This window comes from Thermococcus aciditolerans, from assembly GCF_008152015.1.
GTDB lineage: Archaea > Methanobacteriota_B > Thermococci > Thermococcales > Thermococcaceae > Thermococcus > Thermococcus celericrescens.
This window is the reverse complement of sequence record NZ_CP041932.1, coordinates 465150-486407: the sequence shown is the minus strand read 5'-3', so window position 1 is coordinate 486407 and position 21258 is coordinate 465150. Positions and strand designations below refer to the sequence as shown.

Annotated in this window: 27 protein-coding genes and 1 pseudogene; 23 read left to right on the top strand and 5 right to left on the bottom strand. The window is 53.4% G+C overall.

The window, feature by feature from the left end; all coding sequences use genetic code 11:
• Positions 1 to 70: 70 nt before the first annotated feature.
• Positions 71 to 607, bottom strand: a complete 537-nt coding sequence (locus FPV09_RS02615; protein WP_148882270.1) for a nitroreductase family protein — start codon at positions 605 to 607, stop codon at positions 71 to 73.
• 133 nt (positions 608 to 740) lie between these two features.
• On the opposite strand from FPV09_RS02615, the gene FPV09_RS02610 reads away from it, so the two are divergent.
• From FPV09_RS02610 to FPV09_RS02585, 6 genes are all read left to right on the top strand, one after another.
• The gene (locus FPV09_RS02610) at positions 741 to 1712 is read left to right on the top strand and encodes a ThiF family adenylyltransferase (RefSeq protein WP_246112303.1); all 972 of its coding nucleotides are present in this window, start codon (positions 741 to 743) and stop codon (positions 1710 to 1712) included.
• Position 1713: 1 nt separating this feature from the next.
• On the top strand, positions 1714 to 2805 hold the full coding sequence (gene thiI / locus FPV09_RS02605; RefSeq protein WP_148882269.1) for a tRNA uracil 4-sulfurtransferase ThiI: 1092 nt from the start codon (positions 1714 to 1716) through the stop codon (positions 2803 to 2805).
• Between the two features lie 49 nt (positions 2806 to 2854).
• Entirely contained in the window at positions 2855 to 3379 is a 525-nt protein-coding gene (locus FPV09_RS02600; protein ID WP_148883623.1) for a ferritin, read from the top strand.
• A 111-nt stretch (positions 3380 to 3490) separates the two neighbouring features.
• A complete protein-coding gene (gene sufC, locus FPV09_RS02595) occupies positions 3491 to 4234 on the top strand; it encodes a Fe-S cluster assembly ATPase SufC (protein WP_148883622.1) in 744 nt (247 codons plus the stop codon).
• Positions 4212 to 5639 (top strand): Fe-S cluster assembly protein SufB, encoded by a 1428-nt coding sequence (sufB, locus tag FPV09_RS02590; protein WP_148882268.1) that lies wholly within the window; start codon positions 4212 to 4214, stop codon positions 5637 to 5639. Before sufC ends, sufB begins: the two co-directional genes overlap by 23 nt.
• Positions 5639 to 6757, top strand: a complete 1119-nt coding sequence (locus FPV09_RS02585; RefSeq protein WP_148882267.1) for a SufD family Fe-S cluster assembly protein — start codon at positions 5639 to 5641, stop codon at positions 6755 to 6757. Before sufB ends, FPV09_RS02585 begins: the two co-directional genes overlap by 1 nt.
• Before the next feature lie 120 nt (positions 6758 to 6877).
• Here the strand turns inward: FPV09_RS02585 and arsB are convergent, their stop codons facing one another.
• Positions 6878 to 7975 (bottom strand): ACR3 family arsenite efflux transporter, encoded by a 1098-nt coding sequence (arsB, locus tag FPV09_RS02580; RefSeq protein WP_148882266.1) that lies wholly within the window; start codon positions 7973 to 7975, stop codon positions 6878 to 6880.
• 58 nt (positions 7976 to 8033) lie between these two features.
• On the opposite strand from arsB, the gene FPV09_RS11940 reads away from it, so the two are divergent.
• Positions 8034 to 8174, top strand: a complete 141-nt coding sequence (locus FPV09_RS11940) for a hypothetical protein (RefSeq protein ID WP_168194719.1) — start codon at positions 8034 to 8036, stop codon at positions 8172 to 8174.
• 129 nt (positions 8175 to 8303) lie between these two features.
• On the opposite strand, the gene FPV09_RS02575 is transcribed toward FPV09_RS11940, so the two are convergent.
• Positions 8304 to 8486, bottom strand: a complete 183-nt coding sequence (locus tag FPV09_RS02575; protein ID WP_246112302.1) for an NADPH-dependent FMN reductase — start codon at positions 8484 to 8486, stop codon at positions 8304 to 8306.
• Positions 8487 to 8625: 139 nt separating this feature from the next.
• Here FPV09_RS02575 and FPV09_RS02570 point away from each other — a divergent pair, with 139 nt between their 5' ends.
• The 13 genes and pseudogenes from FPV09_RS02570 (at position 8626) to FPV09_RS02520 (ending at position 17887) form a co-directional block, all read left to right on the top strand.
• On the top strand, positions 8626 to 9102 hold the full coding sequence (locus tag FPV09_RS02570; protein WP_246112301.1) for a peroxiredoxin: 477 nt from the start codon (positions 8626 to 8628) through the stop codon (positions 9100 to 9102).
• Positions 9103 to 9195 carry a hypothetical protein gene (locus tag FPV09_RS12300; RefSeq protein ID WP_246112300.1) on the top strand — a complete coding sequence of 31 codons (93 nt, stop codon included), beginning with the start codon at positions 9103 to 9105 and terminating at the stop codon, positions 9193 to 9195.
• Positions 9196 to 9460: 265 nt separating this feature from the next.
• Positions 9461 to 10317: pseudogene (locus FPV09_RS02565) on the top strand (FTR1 family iron permease).
• Between the two features lie 64 nt (positions 10318 to 10381).
• Positions 10382 to 10765: a DUF302 domain-containing protein gene (locus FPV09_RS02560; protein ID WP_148883621.1), complete on the top strand. Its 384-nt coding sequence runs from the start codon at positions 10382 to 10384 to the stop codon at positions 10763 to 10765.
• A 94-nt stretch (positions 10766 to 10859) separates the two neighbouring features.
• On the top strand, positions 10860 to 11066 hold the full coding sequence (locus FPV09_RS02555; protein ID WP_148882265.1) for a heavy-metal-associated domain-containing protein: 207 nt from the start codon (positions 10860 to 10862) through the stop codon (positions 11064 to 11066).
• Positions 11067 to 11291: a YHS domain-containing protein gene (locus FPV09_RS02550; protein ID WP_148882264.1), complete on the top strand. Its 225-nt coding sequence runs from the start codon at positions 11067 to 11069 to the stop codon at positions 11289 to 11291.
• Between the two features lie 111 nt (positions 11292 to 11402).
• A complete protein-coding gene (locus FPV09_RS02545) occupies positions 11403 to 12164 on the top strand; it encodes a DMT family transporter (protein ID WP_246112299.1) in 762 nt (253 codons plus the stop codon).
• The gene (locus FPV09_RS12120) at positions 12161 to 12337 is read left to right on the top strand and encodes a hypothetical protein (RefSeq protein WP_246112298.1); all 177 of its coding nucleotides are present in this window, start codon (positions 12161 to 12163) and stop codon (positions 12335 to 12337) included. The genes FPV09_RS02545 and FPV09_RS12120 overlap by 4 nt, the downstream gene beginning before the upstream one ends.
• Positions 12338 to 12355: 18 nt before the next feature.
• Positions 12356 to 13336: an alpha/beta hydrolase family esterase gene (locus tag FPV09_RS02540; RefSeq protein ID WP_148882263.1), complete on the top strand. Its 981-nt coding sequence runs from the start codon at positions 12356 to 12358 to the stop codon at positions 13334 to 13336.
• Between the two features lie 242 nt (positions 13337 to 13578).
• Entirely contained in the window at positions 13579 to 13740 is a 162-nt protein-coding gene (locus tag FPV09_RS11935; protein ID WP_168194718.1) for a hypothetical protein, read from the top strand.
• Between the two features lie 489 nt (positions 13741 to 14229).
• Positions 14230 to 15369, top strand: a complete 1140-nt coding sequence (locus FPV09_RS02530) for an SLC13 family permease (protein WP_148882261.1) — start codon at positions 14230 to 14232, stop codon at positions 15367 to 15369.
• A 74-nt stretch (positions 15370 to 15443) separates the two neighbouring features.
• On the top strand, positions 15444 to 15800 hold the full coding sequence (locus tag FPV09_RS02525) for an ArsR/SmtB family transcription factor (RefSeq protein WP_148882260.1): 357 nt from the start codon (positions 15444 to 15446) through the stop codon (positions 15798 to 15800).
• Positions 15800 to 17887, top strand: coding sequence for a heavy metal translocating P-type ATPase (locus tag FPV09_RS02520; RefSeq protein WP_148882259.1), 2088 nt, complete (start codon positions 15800 to 15802; stop codon positions 17885 to 17887). The genes FPV09_RS02525 and FPV09_RS02520 overlap by 1 nt, the downstream gene beginning before the upstream one ends.
• Here FPV09_RS02520 and FPV09_RS02515 read toward each other — a convergent pair.
• A complete protein-coding gene (locus FPV09_RS02515) occupies positions 17862 to 18512 on the bottom strand; it encodes a GNAT family N-acetyltransferase (RefSeq protein ID WP_148882258.1) in 651 nt (216 codons plus the stop codon). The two genes, FPV09_RS02520 and FPV09_RS02515, sit on opposite strands and share 26 nt — an antisense overlap.
• Before the next feature lie 51 nt (positions 18513 to 18563).
• Here FPV09_RS02515 and FPV09_RS02510 point away from each other — a divergent pair, with 51 nt between their 5' ends.
• On the top strand, positions 18564 to 18908 hold the full coding sequence (locus FPV09_RS02510; RefSeq protein WP_246112297.1) for a hypothetical protein: 345 nt from the start codon (positions 18564 to 18566) through the stop codon (positions 18906 to 18908).
• Here FPV09_RS02510 and FPV09_RS02505 read toward each other — a convergent pair.
• Complete coding sequence (locus tag FPV09_RS02505; protein WP_148882257.1) at positions 18895 to 19920, bottom strand: hypothetical protein; 1026 nt, start codon at positions 19918 to 19920, stop codon at positions 18895 to 18897. The genes FPV09_RS02510 and FPV09_RS02505 overlap by 14 nt on opposite strands.
• A gap of 49 nt (positions 19921 to 19969) precedes the next feature.
• Between FPV09_RS02505 and FPV09_RS02500 the strand changes: the two genes are divergently transcribed.
• Positions 19970 to 20488, top strand: coding sequence for a hypothetical protein (locus FPV09_RS02500; RefSeq protein ID WP_148882256.1), 519 nt, complete (start codon positions 19970 to 19972; stop codon positions 20486 to 20488).
• A gap of 112 nt (positions 20489 to 20600) precedes the next feature.
• Positions 20601 to 21158 (top strand): DUF302 domain-containing protein, encoded by a 558-nt coding sequence (locus FPV09_RS02495; RefSeq protein ID WP_246112296.1) that lies wholly within the window; start codon positions 20601 to 20603, stop codon positions 21156 to 21158.
• Positions 21159 to 21258 lie beyond the last annotated feature (100 nt).

Here is a 21258-nt window from a genome sequence, read left to right as displayed (position 1 = left end):
CCAGTCTCTTTATGGCGTTTATTTTTTGCACCTTGGAAAATTAAATGGAAAAACAGTTGACAGTATGGAATCACTTCCAGGGTTCGCCAAAGAGGTTGTGGCTTACCTTTTCCCACTCGAAAACCTCATCGCCGTGGGGAGGCTTTTTCTCCGCGGGATAGCCAACCCCTATGATGCAGAGGACGCGGTAGTTCTCTGGGATTCCAAGGAGCTCCCTCACGTATTGCTCTGCTGTCTTTTTATCATCGTGCATTCTGTTCCTTATCTGTACCCAGAACGATGACAGGCCGAGGTCGAACGCCGCCAGCTGTATGTGTTCAGCTGCTATGCTCGCGTCTTCCACCCAGACGTCGCTCCTGCTTTCGTCGGCGGTAACAACTATCGCCACTGGTGCCGTTGCCAGACCGGAGGCGCCGAGCTTGGCCATTGAGAGCGCTAGGAGCTTTTCCCTATCGTCAACTACAATGAAGTGCCACGGTCTCTTGTTGAAGGAACTTGGAGACAGAAAAGCTGCCTCAAGGAGCTTTTCCACAAGTTTGCGAGGAACCGGCCTCTCCTGGAAGCGCCTCACGCTCCTTCTTTTTCTGAGAACCTCGAAGAACTCCATGCCACCACCGAGGAGGATTTCCTGAAACCCGTTTAATACCCTTTCCCAGCTTTGGTATTTCCCAGAACTGTCCAGAACTTTTGGTTTTCAAAAGCCTTTTTTGAGGGCTTTAAAACTTCTCAATGGTGAGAGCATGGTAGGGGTGACGATGGACTTTTCGAGGCACTTCCCGATCATAGGAATCGAGGGACAGAGAAAGCTGAGCGAGAGCACTGTTGCAGTAGTGGGGGCGGGTGCACTGGGCAGCTGGGAGGTTTACTTCCTCCACAAGCTCGGTGTTGGAAGGATAATCGTCATCGACAGGGACTTCGTGGACGAGAGCGACCTTCCTAGGACTATATACACCAAGGAGGACGTCGGAAAGCCGAAGGTCGAGGTTCTGAAGGAGAGGTTTGGAGTCATCGGGCACTTCGAGGACCTCAACCCCGGAACGGTAGGTCTTCTCGACGAAGCTGATCTGATAATCGACGGAACGGACAACATCTACACCCGCCAGGTTGTGAACGACTACGCGATAAAGACGGGAAAACCATGGATTTACGTGGGTGTTCTGGCAACCTACGGCAACATAATGCCGATAATCCCCGGAAAAACCGCCTGCTTCCGCTGTCTGATGCCCAAGCTCCCGGAGAGACCCCTGCCAACCTGCGCGATAGCAGGGATACTGAGCTACGTTCCGAGTTTCGCGGCATCGCTTGCCGTTGCCCTAGCTGCAAAGATTCCGCTCGGCGAGGAGGTCGAGAGCGAGCTGTTCTTCTTCGACCTCAAGAGCATGGACTTCGAGAAGGTCAAGATACCGAGGAGGGAAGACTGTCCCGCCTGTGTGAGGAAGGAACTCACGTTTCTCGAAAAGCGGATAAAGGTCGAGCGCATGTGCGACGGCTCGATACAGGTAACGCCGCCCGTGCCTATGAGCATAAACCTCGACGAGTTCGCGGAGAGGCTTGAGAAGCTCGGCATCGAATACCTGAAGACGAGCCAGTTCATTCAGTTCGAGGACGACTACGCCGAGATACTGGTGTTCAAGACGGGCAGAATGGTAATCCGCGGTGCCGAAGACGAGAAGGAAGCCAAGAACTTCTTTGCCCGCTATCTGGGTGGTTGAAGTGATAATCGTGCGCTACGGCGAAGTTGGCATCAAGGGTGGCAAAAGGAGGGAATTCGAGAGGAAGCTCAGGGACAACGTACTCGCCGCGCTGAGGAGGAAGGGGATAGAGGGGAGGGCGAAGATAATCAGGGGGCGGATACTGGTTGATGCCCCCGACGAGGCGGCCCGGATAATAGCCAAGGTTCCCGGCGTCGTCTCGGTATCTCCAGCGAGGGAAATGGACTACGAGGAGATTCCGGCCTACTTGAAGGACGCTCTGAAGGGCTTTAACCCGAAGAGCTTCAAGGTGGAAACCCAGAGGCTCGATAAAACCTTCCTCAAGACCTCCATGGAGATAAACCGCGAGATCGGAGCTTTTATAGTCGAGAACTTCGGCTGGAAGGTCGACCTCAAGAACCCTGAGCTCGTCGTCGGAATAGAGATAATAGCCGGGAAGGCCTACGTATTCCTCGAAAAGCTCCGGGGCGTTGGTGGCCTGCCGGTTGGCACGCAGGGAAAGGTCGTCGTTCTGCTGAGCGGGGGCATAGATTCTCCCGTTGCCGCTTTCCTCATGCTCAAGAGGGGCGCAGGAGTCATTGCGGTGCACTTTGACCAGGGGCTGAACGCGAGAAACGTTGTCGAGAAGGTCGTTGATATACTTGAGGACTACTCCCCCGAGCCGATAGAGCTGATAGTGGAGAACCACTTTGAGATTCTGAAGCCCTACGTGAAGGCCCTCATCGAGGCGGGAAAGGGGGAGTGGACATGCGTGGTCTGTAAAGTTGCGATGCTGAGAAGGGCTGCGGAGATAGCGAGGGAAAAGGGTGCACTCGGGATAGTGACCGGCGACAGCCTCGGACAGGTGGCCTCGCAAACCCTCTCGAACCTGTATTTCGAGACGATGAGCGTGCGCTTCCCGGTTCACAGGCCCCTCCTCGGCATGGACAAGGAGGAGATAGTGGCGATAGCCAGGAGGATAGGTACTTATCAGGCGTTCCTTGAGTATCCCTACTGCGACTGTCCGTTCCGGCCGGACAGGGTCGTCACGAGCGGGAAGCTTGAGGAGTTTCAGCACGTGCTTGAGGTGCTGGAGCGGGAAGGGCTGGTATGAGGAAAGCTTTTAAAGTAACCGGGTGTAACTATACCTGGAGGTGGTGGAGATGCTGAGCGAAAAGATGCTCGAAGCCCTCAACGAGCAGCTGAACAGGGAGCTTTATTCGGCCTACCTGTACTTCTCGATGGCTGCCTATTTTGAGGATATGAACCTTGAGGGCTTCGCCAACTGGATGAAGGCCCAGGCCGAGGAGGAGCTTGGCCATGCTCTAAGGTTCTACAACTACATCTACGACAGAAACGGCAGGGTCGAACTGAAGGCCATCCCGGAGCCACCAAAGGAGTGGGAGTCACCGCTTGCCGCATTTGAGGCTGCCTACGAGCACGAGCAGTTCATAAGCAAGTGCATAAACGAGCTTGCCGCACTGGCCGAAGAGGAGAAGGACTACTCGACGAGGGCCTTCCTTGAGTGGTTCATAAACGAGCAGGTCGAGGAGGAGGCGAGCGTCAAAAAGATAGTCGATAAGCTCAAGTTCGCGAAGGACAGCCCGCAGGTTCTCTTCATGCTCGATCAGGAGCTCGGCCAGAGGGCGCCAAAGCTTCCGGGGCTTCTCCTTCAGGCTGGGGGCTGATTTTCTTCCTTTTGTCCCGTTTTGCATCCTTTGATTACCCACATTTGTGAAGAAAGGTTTTAAAAGTGTACTTTTCTACCCAAACGCGGGTAAAGAAAAACGGTGATGCTCATGCTGAAAGTGGAAAATCTCCATGCTAAGGTTGCCGATAAGGAAATTCTGAAGGGAGTGGATTTTGAACTGGCCTCCGGCGAGCTTCACATCGTCATGGGGCCCAACGGAAGCGGAAAGAGCACGCTGGCTTTAACGATAGCCGGACATCCGAGGTACAGCGTTACCGAGGGGAGGATACTGTTCGGCGGGGAGGACATAACCGAGGCAAAGCCCGAGGAGAGGGCCAGGAAGGGCATCTTCCTCAGCTTCCAGCATCCGGTTGAGGTCGAGGGCGTCAAGGTCATCAACTTCCTCCAGAGGACGCTGAAGAACCTGCAAGGGATAGACGAGGTTGAGGCCTACGACAGGATTTTCCAGGCCGTGGAGGAGCTGGGCCTCGACAGTTCAATGCTCTCCAGAGAGCTCAACGTCGGCTTCTCCGGCGGTGAGAGGAAGAAGCTTGAGATGCTTCAGGCTTACCTCGTGAAGCCCAAACTGCTCATCCTCGACGAGCCGGACAGCGGTGTGGACGTTGATTCCCTCAAGGTCATCGCCGGGGTGATAGCCAAGCTGCACAGCGAGGGGACGGCGATACTTCTCATCACACACTACGGAAGAATACTGGAGTACCTGAACCCCCAGAGGGTGCACGTGCTGAAGGACGGAAAGCTGGTGGTTTCCGGCGGAATGGAGCTTGTAAAGCTCATAGAGGAGAAGGGCTTCGCGGCGGTGGAGGACAATGGGGCAGCAATCAAGGCTTGAAGAGATACTCAAGGCAGGTTCCCTCGAGGAGATCCTCGGTACCGCTGTTCCGTACCCCAAGGAGATAGAGCTCAAGGGGGAACTCACGAGGGACATGGTTGAGGAGCTTTCAAGGATAAAGAACGAGCCAGATTGGATGCTCAGGCACCGCCTCAAGGCCCTTGAGCTGTTCCAGAAACTGCCGATGCCCAAGTGGGTGGTGGGAATAGAGGAGCTCGACCTTGAGAGCCTCACCCTGTACTCCAAGCCGGAGATAGGCAACGAGGTCAAGGACTGGGACGACCTGCCCGAGAACATCAGGAGGACGTTTGAGAGGCTGAACATCCCGGAGATAGAGAAGAAATTCCTGTCCGGCCTGACGGCGGTGTTCGACAGCGAGAGCGTCTACTCCAACCTCAAGGCCGAATTCGAGAAGATGGGAATCATAATGCTTCCCATGGAGGAAGCGGTTCAGAAGTATCCAGATTTGGTGAAGAAGTACTTCGGCAGGGTCTTCCCGGCGGGAGAGCACAAGTTCTCAGCTTTACACCACGCCCTCTGGAGCGGGGGAGTTTTCGTTTACGTGCCGAAAGGGGTTAGGATTCCCTTCCCGGTCGAGGCCTTCTTCGTCATAGGTTCCGCCTTGGAGGGGCAGTTCGAGCACACGCTCTTGGTTGCAGACGAGGGGAGCTACATCCACTTCATAGAGGGCTGTAGCGCGCCGATGTACAAGGGCTTCTCCTTCCACGACGGTATGGTCGAGATATACGCCCACAAAAACGCCACCGTCAAGTTCACCACGATACAGAACTGGAGCAGGAACGTCATCAACTTCAACAACAAGCGCGCCATCATAGAGGAGAACGCCTACGTCGAGTGGATAGAGGGCAGCATCGGCAGTCAGATAACGTACACCTATCCGTCGAGCGTCCTGAAGGGCGAGGGAGCGAGGACGGCTCAATACGTCGTCTCGCTGAGCAACGGGCCATTCATGAAGGACACCGGAGCCAAAACCTGGCATCTGGCTCCAAACACGAGCTCGAAGATAGTCTCCAAGAGCATAAGCGCCAACGGCGGGATAAACATCTACCGCGGGCTGGTGAGGATTCTTAAAGGTGCGAGGAACTCTACAGCCACCGTTTCCTGTGATTCGCTAATCCTCGACGAGGAGAGCAAGGCCTACACTTATCCGCACAACCAGAGCGACGAACCGAGCGCGAGCATAATCCACGAGGCAACGACCGGAAAGCTCGGCGAGGACAAGCTCTTCTACATGAACTCGCGCGGCATAAGCGAGGAAGAGGCGAAGAGTCTCATAGTCCTCGGCTTCATCAGCGAAATTCTCGAAGGACTTCCCTTCGAGTACGTCGAGGTTCTCAAGAAGGTCATAGAGCTGGAGTTCAGCGAGGTTGGAGGTGTTGGTTAATGTCTCACGAGAACGTTCCCTCGATAACTCCTGGAGCCCTCGAAAGGCTCACCTACCAGAAGTACGGGGACAGCCCGACCATAAAGAGCTACACCAAGTGGAAGCTCTTCGAGGAAAACTCACCGCTTAGGCTTCCAACCGAGGCGAAAGCCGGTGATGTTCCGATAAAGGGGAACGTCGTTTTATCGGGAAGCGGAGCGGAGTTCAACCTTCCCGCCAACGTCCAGCTGAGCGAAGGAACCCTGGGCCTCTCCCAGCCGGAGGAATCGAGAATCCTGGGCTTCCACTTCTACGCCCTCAGGAAAGCGTACAGGCTGAAGATTACCGGGGACCTGGCGGAGCCCCTCGTTATAGTCTCCCACCTCTCCGCCAAGGCCTTTATCAGCCACCACATCAGCATCGAGGCTGAGAACGTTAAAGCCCCGATAATAATCTACGACATGGCCGAGGAAGGGGCAAAATCCCTCGTGGTCGAGCTTAAGGCCAAAAACTCTGAGCTTGAGATTCTGACCGTTGGAAGGCACAAGGGCCTTTCGCACTACCTCCTCAGGGCGAGCCTTGGGGAGGGTGCAAGTGTTAAGGCCTTCACGGTCATAAGCGCCGGGGAGATGAGCCACCACCGCGAGGACTACTCCCTTGAAGGTGAGGGAAGCGAGCTGGTTCTCAGGGGCATGCCGATAGCCATCGGAAGAGCCGTGGACTACCTCACCAACGTCCTCCAGTACGGAGAAAAAACGGTGAGCGAGACGAGGGTTCACGGGTTCTCCTACGAAAACGGCTGGACCGTGCACAGGGGGGTTGCCAAGGTCTTTGAGAGCGCTAAGAACTCATCGAGCGGTGTCGTGTCTCAGATAACCATAATGGACGAGGGCTCACTTGGAGTGAGCGTGCCGATGCTTGAGGTCGATACCGGAGAAATCGAGTCGGCATTCCACTCCTCGGCTGTAAGGCAGTTCGACGAGGACGCTTTCTTCTACCTGAGGTCGAGGGGACTCGACAGCGACGAGGCAATGAGTCTCTTCGTCCACGGCATTGGAGAAGCCCTGAGCAGTCACCTCGAAAGGCTCCGCGGCAAGGCCAGGGGAAACGTCGGGGAGCTGATAGAGGGGCTGCTCTAACTATTTAATACTTTCATTTTTCATCCCAGGATTGTTTAACACTGCCGTTTTCTGTTCAGGAGACGAACTGGGATACACTGCAACGAACATAAGCTAAAGACTAAACAATGAAACCAAGCATCACTCGTCTGTGGGAGTCGGCATGGAGCTTCTCATCTCCAACTTTGCCTTAAAGAGGTGCCTTGTTCTATTGGCAATCCATACAAGGCTCAGCATTATCGGTACCTCCTCGAGAACTCCAACAACGGTGGCCAACGCCGCACCGCTCTCAAGACCGAAGAGGGCTATTGCAACCGCCACCGCCAGCTCAAAAAAGTTGCTCGCTCCTATAAACGACGCAGGGGCGGCCACTTTATGGGGAAGCTTCCAGAACCACGACCACCCATAGGCAATGGCGAAGATGAGGTAGGTCTGGATCGTCAGTGGGACTGCTATAAGGGCTATGTGGATGGGATTCTCAAGGATTATATTGCCCTGGAAGGAGAATAAAAGTATCAGAGTCAATAAGAGCCCCAGTATAGAGACAGTACCGAGCTTTGGAAGGAAATTCCTCTCAAACCACTCGGAACCTTTAGTCCTAAGGATATGCTTTCTTGAGAGATAACCCGCCGTGAGGGGCACCACTACAAAGAGCACCACGGAGAGGATGAGCGTGTCGTAGGGTACGGGAACCCTGTTCAGACCCATGAGAAAGCCCACTATTGGAGCGAATGCAAAGAGGATTATAATGTCGTTTGTTGCCACCTGCACGAGCGTATAAAGAGGGTCCCCATCCGCGAGATAACTCCATACAAAGACCATTGCAGTGCACGGGGCTGCCCCAAGAAGGATTGCCCCGGCAATGTATTCCTTCGCTAAGGATGGTTCGATAAGACCGAATTTCGATGAGAACAGCACCCCGATAAAGAATGAACTTATAAGAAACATGCTGAAGGGCTTTATCAACCAGTTAGTTGTCCAAGTAACGATGAGTCCTTTAAGCATCTGTCCCTTATGGACCTGCCTTATCGCCGAGAAGTCCACCTTGACCATCATGGGATATATCATGGCCCATATCAAGAGGGCTATTGGTATGTTGACGTTGGCGATTGTGAACTTTGAAAGGGTCTCTGGAAGGCTGGGGAGGAACTTTCCAATGGCTATGCCAAGCAATATGCACAAAATGACCCACAGAGAAAGGTATTTTTCGAAGAATTTTAGCCCCTGTTTACCTCCCATTGTTTCATCCCATATGGTATGAAGAATTGTTCATATAAAAGTGTTTCCCAAAACGGGTATGCGGGAAGATGTACACTGCGTCTTCAGGAAGGCCTTCGGCGGAGAAACCTTTTGGGGAGGTTTCGCCTTCAAAGTCCTCAACACCGATGGTACCGTCGGGATAAGGGCGACTGAGATCATGAAGAAAAGAGAGGCCTGAGCGACCATATCCTCAAACAGAGGAGATGGAGGTGGCATCGGCTTTTTAGAACCTTGAAAGCCTATAGCTCACCGGGTAACTCCCGTTGTACTCGGGGCAACTATAACGAGGGCGTCGGCCTCAAGGATTTTACCCTTGTACCTCTCCATCTCGGGCGTTATTTTCCAGCGGTGCGTGTAGACTAAGAGTAGCCCTGACGTCTATCATCTCGGCCTCCCAGCCCGGTTCTTCCGCCTTTTTCACTAGGTATCCTGCGACCCTCTCACTCTTCCTCCCTTCCCTTGCCGTTCCGAGAATTATCTTGACCTTCATCCTATCACCTGAATTGGTTCGCTTTTAAGATATTTAAATTTGTCTTTCAGAATTGAATATCTTCGATTTTTGAACTTCTCATTTTGTTAAAGCAACCTTTTTAAATTAGGGGTGCCTAATAGAAGGCGGTGATGCAGAAATGGTGAAGGTTGGAGAAATCGTTCCGGACTTTGAAGCCGATGCGTACCTTCCGGAGAAGGACGACATCGGAAAGGTTAAGCTTTCGGACTACAGGGGCAGGTGGGTTGTTCTGGCGTTCTACCCCGCTGATTTCACCTTCGTCTGCCCGACCGAGCTTGAAGAGCTGGCTGAGTATTACGAAGAGTTCAAGAAAGAAGGGGCTGAAATCCTGAGCGTTTCCACCGATACCGCCTACGTCCACAAGGCCTGGCACGACACTTCCCCCGCGATAAAGAAGATAAAGTACCCGATGCTCGCCGATCCTGCAGGAAAGATATGCCGGCTATTCGGAACCTACATCGAGGACGAGGGCGTTTCATGGAGGGCCACCTTCATAATAGACCCCGACGGGAAGGTCGTCCACATGGAGATGCACGACCTCAGCATAGGAAGGAGTGCGAAGGAGATCCTCAGAAGGCTCAAGGCTTCCAAGTAAGTGAGGGAGCACCCCGGCCAGGTCTGCCCGGCGAGCTGGGAGCCAGGTAAGGAGGCCCTTGAGGTCAGCCTCGACCTGGTAGGAAAGATATGATGAACCTTTCCATTCTGTAAATTTTTCTACTCCATTTTTGCCAAGATGGAGTCAAGCTTTCGTCCTCTTTCACAGATTTGAGCAGTCCGGTCGGTTTTCATATCCTGGGATGCCCCCTTCGAACCTTCTGGGTTTGACACGTGGCATATTCCGTTGAGGATAGGGGATGTTTTCCGTCCCTTTTACGAAATTTCGATTTGGCAAAAATAAGACTCATAAGCCATCCTAGGAATTTTAGATTGACCTAAAAATTGGAGGTGAACCCATGAGCGTTGGCGCTTTCCTCATAACCTTCAGAGAGGCCCTTGAGGCGGCCATAATAGTGGCGATAATAATCGCATATCTGAGAAGAACCAACCGGACGAACCAGATAAAGGACGTATGGATAGGCACCGCTCTGTCGGTTGGCGTCAGCGTCCTCCTTGGAATAGGCATACTGAAGTTCTACGGAGGCTTAGCTGAGAAGGAGCTCTTCGAGGGAATCGCCTCGTACCTGGCCGTGATAGTCCTAACGACCATGATATACTGGATGGCCACCAAGGGGAAGGACATCAGGGCGGAGATAGAGAGCAAGGTGAGCAGATCAATAGCCCCCCTGGCTTTAATAGGCTTCACCTTCATCGTGGTGTTCAGGGAGGGGCTTGAGACGGTTCTCTTCCTGACGCCCTTCATGACCCAGAATCTAACCGAGACGCTCCTCGGCCTTATCGGTGGGCTGGCGGGGGCATTCGTGCTGGCCTACCTGATATACGGAGTGGGAATGCGCATAGACCTGAGGAGGTTCTTTTACTACAGCTCCATCCTGCTGGTGTTCGTGGCAGCGGGCCTGGCCGGTTACGGCACGCACGAGCTTATCGAGTGGGCGGAAGAGGAGGGATATTCCCTCGGGGTGTTCTCTGCTGAAGCCTACGACCTCGGGATTCCGAGCGAGAGCATCTGGCACCATAAAGGGGCTATAGGCTCGGTCTTTGCCGTCCTCTTCGGCTACTCCGTGAGCATGGAGTGGGTAGGGTGATTGTGCAGTTCGGATACCTTATAACGGCCCTCTATCTCGTGCTCAGGGCCTACGGCAAGGGGCCGGTACTGAACCGCGAGAAAAAGGCCGCGGAGAGTGCGGCCTGATTTACTCATTTTTGACCCGTAATGAATAAAAAGGGTGAAACAAACTTCAATTGAGGTGAGAACCGTGGAGGGCGAGTTCTACTACGTCAGGCGCTTTGAGGAGGACCTGGACTTCGTATGGGAGCGCTTTAAGAAGAGGCTTGAGGAGGCGGGCTTTCTGCTCATCGGTGAGCGCATTCCCGTTGCGATAACCGAGACCGAGGAGGGAATAATAGCGGACTACCACCTTCTCTTCATCTGCCACAGCGAACTCGTTGAGGAGCTTGTGAAAGTAGACCCCAACATCGGTGCTCTGCTCCCGTGCACTGGCTTTGGCTACAGAACCGAGGAGGGCAACTACCTCGGCGTTACCCTTCCGAGCGTTGCCTGGAAGATCGCCGGCGAGAGGGTCGTCGAGCTGATGCGCCCGATGGAGGAACAGGTGAAGGAGATTATTGATTCGTTATAGTTTTCAATGATTGAACTTTAGTCCCCCTCTTCTTTCCATATTGCCAATGATAAGCCCCATAAGTCTTCCTTCTTAGCTCCTATTGGTGATGTAAATGACCGAAGTCGTGTTGAAGATACCGAACATGAGCTGCAAGCACTGCGTTATGAGGATAACCAAGGCGATAGAGAGCGTTGGTGCGAAGGGTGAAGTCAGCCTTGAGGAAAAGAAGGCCGTTGTCCAGTTCGACCCGGGAAGGGTTCGCCTGGAGGAGATAATCAAGGCTATAGAGAGGTACGGCTACGAAGTGGAGGTGGCCTGAATGCCGATTGACCCGGTCTGCGGAATGGAGGTAAGTGAGGACACCGGGCTCAAGGTCGAGTACGGCGGGAAGGTCTACTACTTCTGCTCCCCGGGATGCAAGGCGGAGTTCGAGGCAAACCCCGAAAAATACGCCGGAATGGAGGGCATGGGGCACTCCCATCACTCCCACGGCGGTCATCACGGACACCACAGGGGGCACCGCATGGGCGGCTGCCACCACTGAGGTCTTTCATTTTGATTTCGTGTGAATTGCTGACTTTTTGTGTGATTCGGTGTTATTTTCTTTCTTTTCGTGTGAATCAACCTTATAAAGCTTCCTTTTCAACAGTAATGCATGACACATCACTACGGTTACGTGGGGGCCCTCTTCGCTGCAGTTCTCTTTGGGGTAAGCTCCACCCTCAACAAGATTGCGCTGGGTAACGTTCATCCCATGGTGGTCGCCGGGAGTGTGTACCTCACCGCCGGAGTGGTCCTCATGGCCCTGCGTTTCACTCCCCTAAAAGAGAGACTCCTGAGCACGCTGGAGTTCCGTGTGAAAACCCAGAGAAGGTTCTCGCGTAGGGACGTAGGCCTGCTTGGCCTGATAGTCCTCTTTGGCTCGTTTCTGGCGCCTCTCCTCTTCATGTCCGGGCTGGCGAGAACCTCTGCGGTCAACGCCTCCCTCCTTCTCAACACCGAGACGCTCTTCACGGTTCTCATCGCCGCGGCGGTTTTCAGAGAGAGGGTTCCCCGGAGCGGCATGGTTGGAATTGCCCTGATTATTGCCGGTGCCCTCGTCGTTTCAACTGAGAACATTGGTTCCGTGGCGCTGATGGAAAACCCCTGGGGCAACCTCCTTGTGGTGCTGGCAGGCCTCTGCTGGGCCCTCGACAACAACCTGAGCAGGTTTCTGAGCCTCAAACGGGATTTGCTCCTTGTAACGTCTCTTAAATGCCTTCTTGGGGGAGGTGCCCTCCTCTCGCTTTCCGCGCTCCTCGGAGTTCCCCTCACGATTCCGGCTCAAAGTCTGCCCTACATCCTAACGGTCGGCTCGCTCAGCATCGGTTTTCCCTCGTCCTCTACCTCTTCGCGCTCAGGGAAATTGGGGCCATGAGAACCGGGGCGATTTTTTCCACCTCGGCTTTGATAGGGGCATTCGTCGCGTTTTTGGTCTTGGGTGAGAGCTTCACCCTAACAAAGGCGGTCTTCGGCGTTCTAATGCTCGTCGGCGTCTACCTGATCTCTGCTGAGCACTCCACGGAAGACTCTTATACAGGCCGACATTAAATATACCGAGGAATACCGATGGTGGGAACGAAGGGGAGGAAGGTTCTCGTACTCATCGTGATGGTGGCTCTTCTTGCCGGCTCCCTTGTGTATCTGCGAATCTGGAGAACGGAGCGCATGTATCTCGACGACCTCAGGGGCGAGATAGTCGTTGGCGGGCTGAAGAGGACGTACATAGCCCATTTCCCCCCGAATTTTTCTGAGGATGAGCACCTGCCCCTCCTGATAGTCCTCCACGGTGGCGGTGGGACGGGCTTTGACATGGAGCGTCTCACGCGGGGCGGCCTCAACACCTTGGCCGAGAGCGAGCGCTTCATTGTGGTCTATCCGGACGGCATAGAGAGGCACTGGAACGACGGCCGGAACCTCTCGCGCTACCGTGCCCAGCGAGAGAACATAGACGACGTCGCGTTCATATCGGCGCTCATCAACCTGTTCGTAAGGACATACGGCGTGAACGGGAGCAGGGTTTATGTCACCGGAATGTCAAACGGCGGGCTGATGACCTACAGACTGGCCTGCGAGGTTCCCGAGAGGCTGGCAGCGGTGGCGGTTGTCGGTGTCTCCATGTCGGAGAACCTGTACGGCAACTGTTCCTCCAGGGTACCCCTTCCCATCCTGATAACCCTCGGAACGGACGACCCGATAGTTCCGTGGAACGGCGGCGAGCTCCGGTTTGGACCGGTTGAGCTCGGGCGGGTAGTTTCCATCGAGAAGACCGTTGAGTACTGGGCGGTCAGAAATGGCTGTACCGTAATGCACGAGCGGGAATACCTTCCGGACGCTGATCCTGAAGACGGAACCCGCGTCTGGGTTGAGAGATACTCGAACTGCAGCGATGGGGCCGATGTTGTCCTGTACGGCGTTGAAGGAGGAGGCCACACGTGGCCGGGCGGCTATCAGTACCTTCCTCAGAGCATTATTGGAAAGACGAACAGGGACATAGACGCCAACGAAGTCATCTGGAAGTTCCTCAGTTCACATTCAAGTGACGGTTGAGTTCCCAAAAAGTCATACGGCCTTTTTCTACATTCGTGGTATACGTATGTGCTTCACCGAGGAGGTCTTGCCATGTCGCCCCTTCTACCACCGATAAGGGGGAGCCCGACCTTTGGAAGGAACCCACCCCGGAAACGGCCGAAAGGCCATCGAGACTGTAAAAACGCCCTGCCTTTCCTCACCGCGGGGGTGCCAATAATCCACCGTGCACCGTGGGGAGAGTTCACGTTGATGTCCCGGTGATGTACCTGAGCTTCGTTATAGACAGGATTCACTACAATCCCGAAACTGGAAGTTCCCTCCCGAAGGGACTGCCTGGGGCTCACTCTGGTGAAATTGATCCGGCTGAAGTGAGGGAGAGGGTTGGGAAATCCTCAAAGAGCTCCGCGTTCTCGGGGGTCTGACCTCTTCCCCGCCCTAAAGTGCGAGGGTTCCAGCGAGTTAGCCCCTCTCCAACGGCGGTTCGGTTTGCGGGCCCATCACCTACTCCCGTCACCGGTTTCAGTTCAGCCCGCAGGCCCGGTCTCAGGCCCTTACCCCTACCGGCAACCCGGATTGGGGTTATGGCTTGAAGGTCACCATTCAAAGTTTTCAACCGCTCGAAAGCGGTTCTTGAAAGGACGCCTGCCGGCGTCAACCCTCCAACGCTGGAGGGTAACGTGAAACCCCTCATCTCATCGGGTTGTTCTACGGTGGCCTCTTCGAGGCCTTATTACGCTGGCAAGACTTAAAAGAATTTCGGTGGTTTAAGGCTCGTTGGGCAGTTCACCGCATCCCCACCCTAAAGGACGAGGCTTTCAAGAAAAATGTAACGTTCCGGGAGCCAGAAAACTGCTGGGTTGTCCCGGTTGCGTGGAAAAGCTTTATAATCTTGCACGTTCGCGTCTCTGCCGATGAGAAGGAGCTCATCCCGGATTACGGCCTTACCGAGGAGGTTAGGAGACACGGCGTTTGAGAGGCTGAAAGGCTTCGTAAGACGTGAGTGGTTCCTCACGGTACTCCTGGCGCTTTACCTAGTGCTGGCTCTCAACGACTGCTCTCTCCCCGGTAGAACCCCCGACCTCGTGGACTGGGGAAGCCTGGCCCTGATAACGTCACTCATACTTGTCTCAAAGGGTCTTGAGCTGTCGGGAATCTTCACCCGCCTTTCCATTAAGCTCATATCGCTTTCCGGCGGCTCCGAGCGGAAACTAATGCTCCTCCTCATTCCCACCATCGCCCTCTCCTCCGCAGTGATAATGAACGACACGGCGATGCTCGTCTTCATCCCGCTGGTTGTCATCACCGCCCGGCTCGCTGGAATAAACACCGCCCGCGCCGTTACGCTTTCGGCCATAGCGGCAAACGTCGGCTCGGCGCTGACACCGATCGGCAACCCTCAGAACATTATAATCTGGAACACCTACGGGGTGTCCTTCGTGGAGTTCACGGTGGCAATGCTCCCCTTCGTCCTCCTCTGGCTTGTTCTCCTTCTGCTCTTCACGGCCACCATAGGGGAGCAGAGGCCTTCGATTGAAAAGCTGCCTCCCCTTGCGATTAGGAAGAGACTGCTCCTCGCTTCACTCTCACTGCTGATAGCCGATGTCGCCTTGGCGGAAACCGGAAAGTCGCTCTGGACGCTCCCCCTGACACTGGCAGTTCTGCTCTTCCTTGGAAGGGAAGCTCTGTTAGGCTTTGACTGGGCGCTGGTTCTAACTTTCGCCTTCATCTTCGCTGACTTTGGGGAAGTTGCCCGCCTGATCTCGGACTATGCCGTTCCCTCAGGGGGGCTGACCCTATTCCTCTCCTCCGCCGGTCTGAGCCAGCTCATCAGCAACGTTCCGGCAACGGTGGTCTTCCTCTCATCCGGAAGGCCGGAGTGGCTCCCCCTTGCCCTCGGTGTGAACCTCGGAGGCACGGGGATAATAATCGGCTCCCTCGCAAACCTCATAGCCCTCCGCATCTCCGGAATTGGCATGAGGGACTTCCACAGGTTTTCCATTCCTTACTTCCTGGTGGCCTTGGTGATTTCGATTCTGATACTTCTGCTCTGATTTTTCGACCGGTTTCGAAATGGGAAGGTTTATAAAACATTTGCACAACTGCTCAAATGTAGAGGTGATTCGTGATGACGGAAGTGTGTAAGGTGTATGAGGAACATCTGGATAAAATCCTGGAAGCCCAGGCAAAGCTGCCCGAGGAGGAGGGCATACTCGAAGCGGCCGACTTCTTCGATGCCCTCGGAAATCCTACCAGGCTTAAAATCCTGCTCGCGCTCATGGAAGCCGGAGAGCTCTGCACCTGCGACCTCTCGGCGATAACCAAGCTTTCCGTTTCGGCAATCTCCCACCAGCTCCGCATTCTTAAGGACCGGAAAATCGTGACCTACCGCAAAGACGGCAAGAACGTCTTCTACCGTCTCGACGACGAGCACATCATGAAGATATTGAAGACCGCACTTGAACACCTTTCGGAGGTGAAATGATGGCAAAGAAGCTCAAGCTCGAGGGACTCGACTGCGCGAGCTGTGCCTATGAGATAGAGGAGGCCCTCAAGAAGGAGGGCTTTGAGTTCGCGCTGGTCAACTTCGCCACCAAGGAGGCGGTTATAGAGGGCGACGTTGAGAAGGCCAAGGAGATAATCAAGAAGGTCGAGCCGGACGTTGAAGTCATAGAAGCGGACGAGCACGGTCACTCACACCACGGGCACCACCACGAGCACGGTGAAGAGGACCCCAAAAAGGCTCTCTACTTCATAATCCCGTCGCTCATGCTCTTTGGCATCGGAGTGGTACTCCGCTATTACTACGGCATGGACAACGCCTTCGTCTTCGGGGTTTTCGTTGCGAGCTACCTCCTCGTTGGCTGGAAGGTGCTTAGAAGCGCGGTGGTCAACTCCATCCACGGCAACGTCTTCGACGAGAACTTCCTCATTGCGGTGGCCACGCTGGGAGCCTTCGCCATCAGGGAGTATCCAGAGGGAGTAGCGGTAATGCTCTTCTACGTCGTCGGTGAGTTCTTCCAGGACTTGGCTGTGGACAGGTCACGGCGCTCCATAAAGGCACTGCTTGCGCTCAAGGCGGAGTATGCGAACCTGCTCAGGAACGGCGAGGTCATTAAGGTAAAGCCGGAGGAGCTGAAGGTCGGCGATACAATCCTGGTAAAGCCGGGCGAGAAGGTTCCCGTTGATGGCGTTGTCATAGAGGGTGAATCAACCGTAGATACATCCGCCCTGACGGGCGAGAGCGTTCCGAGGACCCTGAGGGAAGGGGAGGAAATCCTCTCCGGCATGGTCAACCTCTCCGGCCTCCTCAAGGTGAAGGTCACCAAGGAGCTTAGCGAGTCAACGATATCGAGAATTCTGGAACTCGTCGAAAACGCGAGTGCCAGAAAGGCCAAGACCGAGAAATTCATAACGCGCTTCGCCCACTACTACACTCCGGCGGTTGTTGGGCTCGCGGTCCTCGTAGCCACGGTTCCGCCGCTGATTACGGGAGACCCGTTTTCAACGTGGGTTTACAGGGCGCTAGTCCTTCTCGTGATTTCGTGCCCCTGTGCCCTGGTACTCTCAATCCCGCTCGGCTACTTCGGCGGCATCGGAAGGGCTGCCAGGGAAGGAATACTCGTCAAGGGCTCCAACTACCTCGATGCACTCAAGGACGCAAGCATCGTCGCCTTCGACAAAACCGGCACGCTGACAAAGGGCGTTTTCAAGGTCACGAAGGTGGAAACGAGGAACGGATTTAGCGAGGAGGAGATCATCAGGTTCGCGGCCCTTGCCGAGGCTCACTCGAACCACCCGATAGCGAAGGCTATACGCGAGGCATACGGCAAGGAAATCAACGAGGCCGAGATAGTCGAGTACGAAGAGATAGCTGGCCACGGCGTCAGGGTGAGGATTGACGGAATCGAGGTTCTTGTGGGCAACGACAGACTGCTCCACAGGTTCAAGGTCGAGCACGACACATGCAGGGTTAAGGGCACCGTGGCTCACGTGGTCATCAACGGAAAGTACGCCGGGTACATAATAATCTCGGACGAGATAAAGGATGACGCCCCGCTCGCTGTAAAGGAGCTCAAGCGCCTCGGAGTTAAGAAGGTCGTGATGGTGACCGGTGACAGCAGGGACGTTGCCGAGGAGATAGCGAAGCAGCTCGGTCTCGACGGCTTCTACGCCGAGCTTCTGCCGGAGGACAAGGTGAGGGTCATAGAGGAACTCGAGAAGGAGAAGGGCGATGGAACGGTCGTCTTCGTGGGCGACGGCATAAACGACGCGCCGGTTTTGGCCAGAGCAGATGTTGGCGTTGCCATGGGAGCGCTCGGAAGCGACGCAGCGGTGGAGACTGCCGACGTCGTCATAATGGACGACAAGCCTTCCAAGCTGCCGGAAGGCATCAGAATAGCCAGAAAGACCCAGAGGATAGTGTGGCAGAACATAGTATTCGCCCTGGGAGTTAAACTCGCCTTCATAAGCCTCGGAATCCTCGGGGAGGCAACCATGTGGGAAGCAGTGTTTGCCGACGTTGGGGTTGCCCTTATAGCGGTCTTCAACGCGATGAGGATTCTGAGGTGAGATTCTCTTTATTTTTTCCTTTCGGTTCCTTCACCATTCTGTAGAACATGTAAGTTTTCCCCTCAAGCTCTACGGAGTGCTCCCTCTCAACGGAGTAGCCGAGCTTTTTATATATTGCTATCGCCCTCTCGTTATCCACCTCAACGTCGAGGGCTATTCTCTTTGCATTAAGTTCTCGGGCCAACCTTTCCGCTTCCAGCATGAGGGTCTTCCCAATGTCCCGTCCCTGGAATTCCTGGTAAACGGCGACGTTGCTGATGTAGTAATCTTCCCTTTCCAGCCTCCTAGAACCGGATGTGGAACTTATAAACGCCGGAAGCTTCCTTAGAAAGTCAAAGCCGAGGCTTTTCATCATCAGCCAGCCCGTTCTCTTTTCCTCCCGTCCCCTGGTCTTCCAGTCATAGCTCAGAATCATTCCAGCTATCTGCCCCCCATAAATCGCAAAGACGACGTGCTCATGGCTGAAAAGATTCTCCTTTTCGAGAAAGAGCCTTTTGAAAAGCTCGGAGAACTTTGGTCCGAGCAGGGCCGGGAAGTACTCAGGAGCAGAAATCTCCATGAGCCTCGCGAAGTGCTCGGCCTCGGTTTTCTTCCCTTCTCCGGCCTTGAGAACTATCTCCGTCATGGTTACTTTTATGAGGATGTCCATATAACCCTTTTTGGGAGCGGTGCGCTTATGACGACCAAAACGAAGGTGCTCCGAAGGCTTCTCTCCACGCTTTCCCTCGGCTATATCCTCTTCTTCTACTCGGAGACGATGTTCTGGGCAAGGTGGAGGCCGGAGGATACTCCATCCGGGTTCGTGATGACGTGGCTCGTCTACTCGGTTCTGGCCTTCTTCGTGCTCCTCATGGCGAACTACTTTAGAGCAGGGGACGTTTACTCCGTTTTCCTTGTGGGAGCGGTCTTTGGCTGGCTCGTTGAGGGCGTCGTTGTTCAGACCGTTTACGCGGATTTTCCCTTCGGTATCGTCTGGACGCCGCTGGCCTGGCACGCCCTTATCTCGGTCAGGTGGCAGTAATCTCCCTGTATATTAAGAGAACTGCAAAAAGTGATGTGAGTCCAAAACCCATCCCGGAAATAATTCCTAATAGTCTCATCCAAGAAGGTTCATAAAACAATGCAAAAAGTGGTAAAATGATCCCTGTAACTGCCATTCCCACAAAACACAAAACTGTGAGACTGCCTCTTTTATATGTATAAGCGTCATATTTCGCAATTTTATCGGCAATAACATCGTTTTTGTACTTTATTTGGAGCAAGAGCTCTAAGAATTCGTTATAGTATTTCATTTCATCTTTTTCTAACTCAATAGCCTTTTTTAACCCCTCTTCAGCCCAAGGGACTCCATATTTCTGTATCTCTTTTATAGTGTCCAAAGTCTGTTTAATAGATTCATTATGGATATCAACTAGATGATGAAGTATAGGCCTTAGTTGGTAGTACACTTTGTGAATATCTTGGAAGAAAATATCAAAACGCTTTTTCCATTTCTGGAATTCTTCGCGATTCTGTGGAAAGTTGTATTTCATAAATAATCTTACCTTTACTGGGATACCGTCACTCACATCAAACTCTCCAGGAGGTTGGGGAAATTCTCGGTATATTGCCTCAAATAAATCCCGCAAGGCAAATTTTACTTTCAAGTACATAGCAGGGCCAGCAACCAATATTCTCTCTGTTTGACTCCTTAGTTTCATCTCTTGTTCCTGAGCTGATTTGAATTCTTTCTGAATCTGCTTTAGGTATGGTCTTAGAACTTCTTCTATGACTGACTTGTGCCAGTTTTCTTGGGATAAAATCTGGAGATATTTGCCAATCCGAGGTCCTGCCCATTCGAGAAGCGAGTACTCTTCAAGAAGGCTCCATTTATGAATAAGTTTATCCAACTCTTGAAACTCTCTAATCAGCATTTCTCGATATTTGTCTCGTTGTTGTCTTAAGTAGATTATGTAGCTTGCATAGAATACCATAATAATTGAAATCACGGTTGTTGAAACTCCAGCTAAGGTGCTGAAATAGTCCAAATTCATGAGTGATGTTCCTTTGTGTTAATATATAGCATTTTTGTTTGCCCAACTTATGGAAGCTCCCCTCTTCTTTATTCTTCTCGGAATTTTCTGGGGATTCTGGGCTTCCTACTGGAAGCTTGAGGACGGCTACGCGGTGAGCTTTGGAGATTTTGCGATCTGTGTGTTTTTCTCGACCTTCCTTTTGGTGGCTGCATACGCAGTCCTCCATGCCTCGTCCCCTGGAAGCTTTGAACCCGGGAGGTTGGAAATCGGGGTCTTTACCGCCGTTCTGCTGTTTTTTGGAGTCTTTACAGTTCTGGCCGTTCCGTTTTCACTCCTCGTTCTCCCGCCCCTCATAGGGGTTGCCCTCTATGCCCTGCGGAGGCTCAGGGGGGAGAACTTTTTCTCTAGCTATGGGAGGATAAGGAGGAGCAGATATTTCATGTCCCTCCTGATGCCGGTCGCTGCCCTTCCGGTATACGCCGCTCTGAGGAACCTGTGGTTTGAGGTCAACGTTCCTGTGGCACTGGCCACCTCTGGAATCGCCATCGTTCTTCTTTTGAAGGCACTTTATAAGGCATTGAGATAAGCACCCTTTAATATTGGAAATTTCTGGGGCTTTTAATTACCATTTTGCTCATAATAACCCTATTAACGCTTCAAATTAAAAAGACATTGACAAAAGAAAAAGGTGATTTGACATGAACGGTGAAACCAGAGAGATGGAAAAGATGAAGGGCGGCATGAAGGTGATGCACGGCGAAATGGCTGGAATGGAAGGTAAAGGGAAGAAAGGAGGCTGCAAGGGCCACGGCAAGGGGATGGGCAAAGGCCACCACGGCATGCACGGGATGAAGGAAATGGAGGAGTCCCCTAAGGAGTATGCCTACGTCCGGGAGGTTAAGACCGGCTTTGACGAGACGGTGGCAAAGGTCAAGGAAGAGCTGAAGAAGGAGGGCTTTGGAGTCCTCAGCGAGGTTAGGGTTGACACGCTCTTCAAGGAAAAGCTCGGTCTTGAGATGGAGCCGTACGTAATACTGGGCGCCTGCAACCCGAAGTTCTCAAGCCAGCTCATAGGCATCGACATCAACAGCGGTTCGTTCCTTCCGTGCAACATAGTGGTCTACGTAAAGGAAGGAAAGACCTATGTGGGGCTTTTGCTTCCAACGAAGGCCATGAGCATAACCGGAAACGACAAGCTGCTAAAGGTCGCCGGTGAAGTTGAGGGCATTTTGAAGGACGTCATCGAGAGGACTTGATCTCTTTTCTTCCAAATTTTACAAAATAGAAAATTTGGACATGTTCATCTTTTCTCCAAATTGCCGAAAACGTTATATACTCCAAAACCCCAGCATAGCG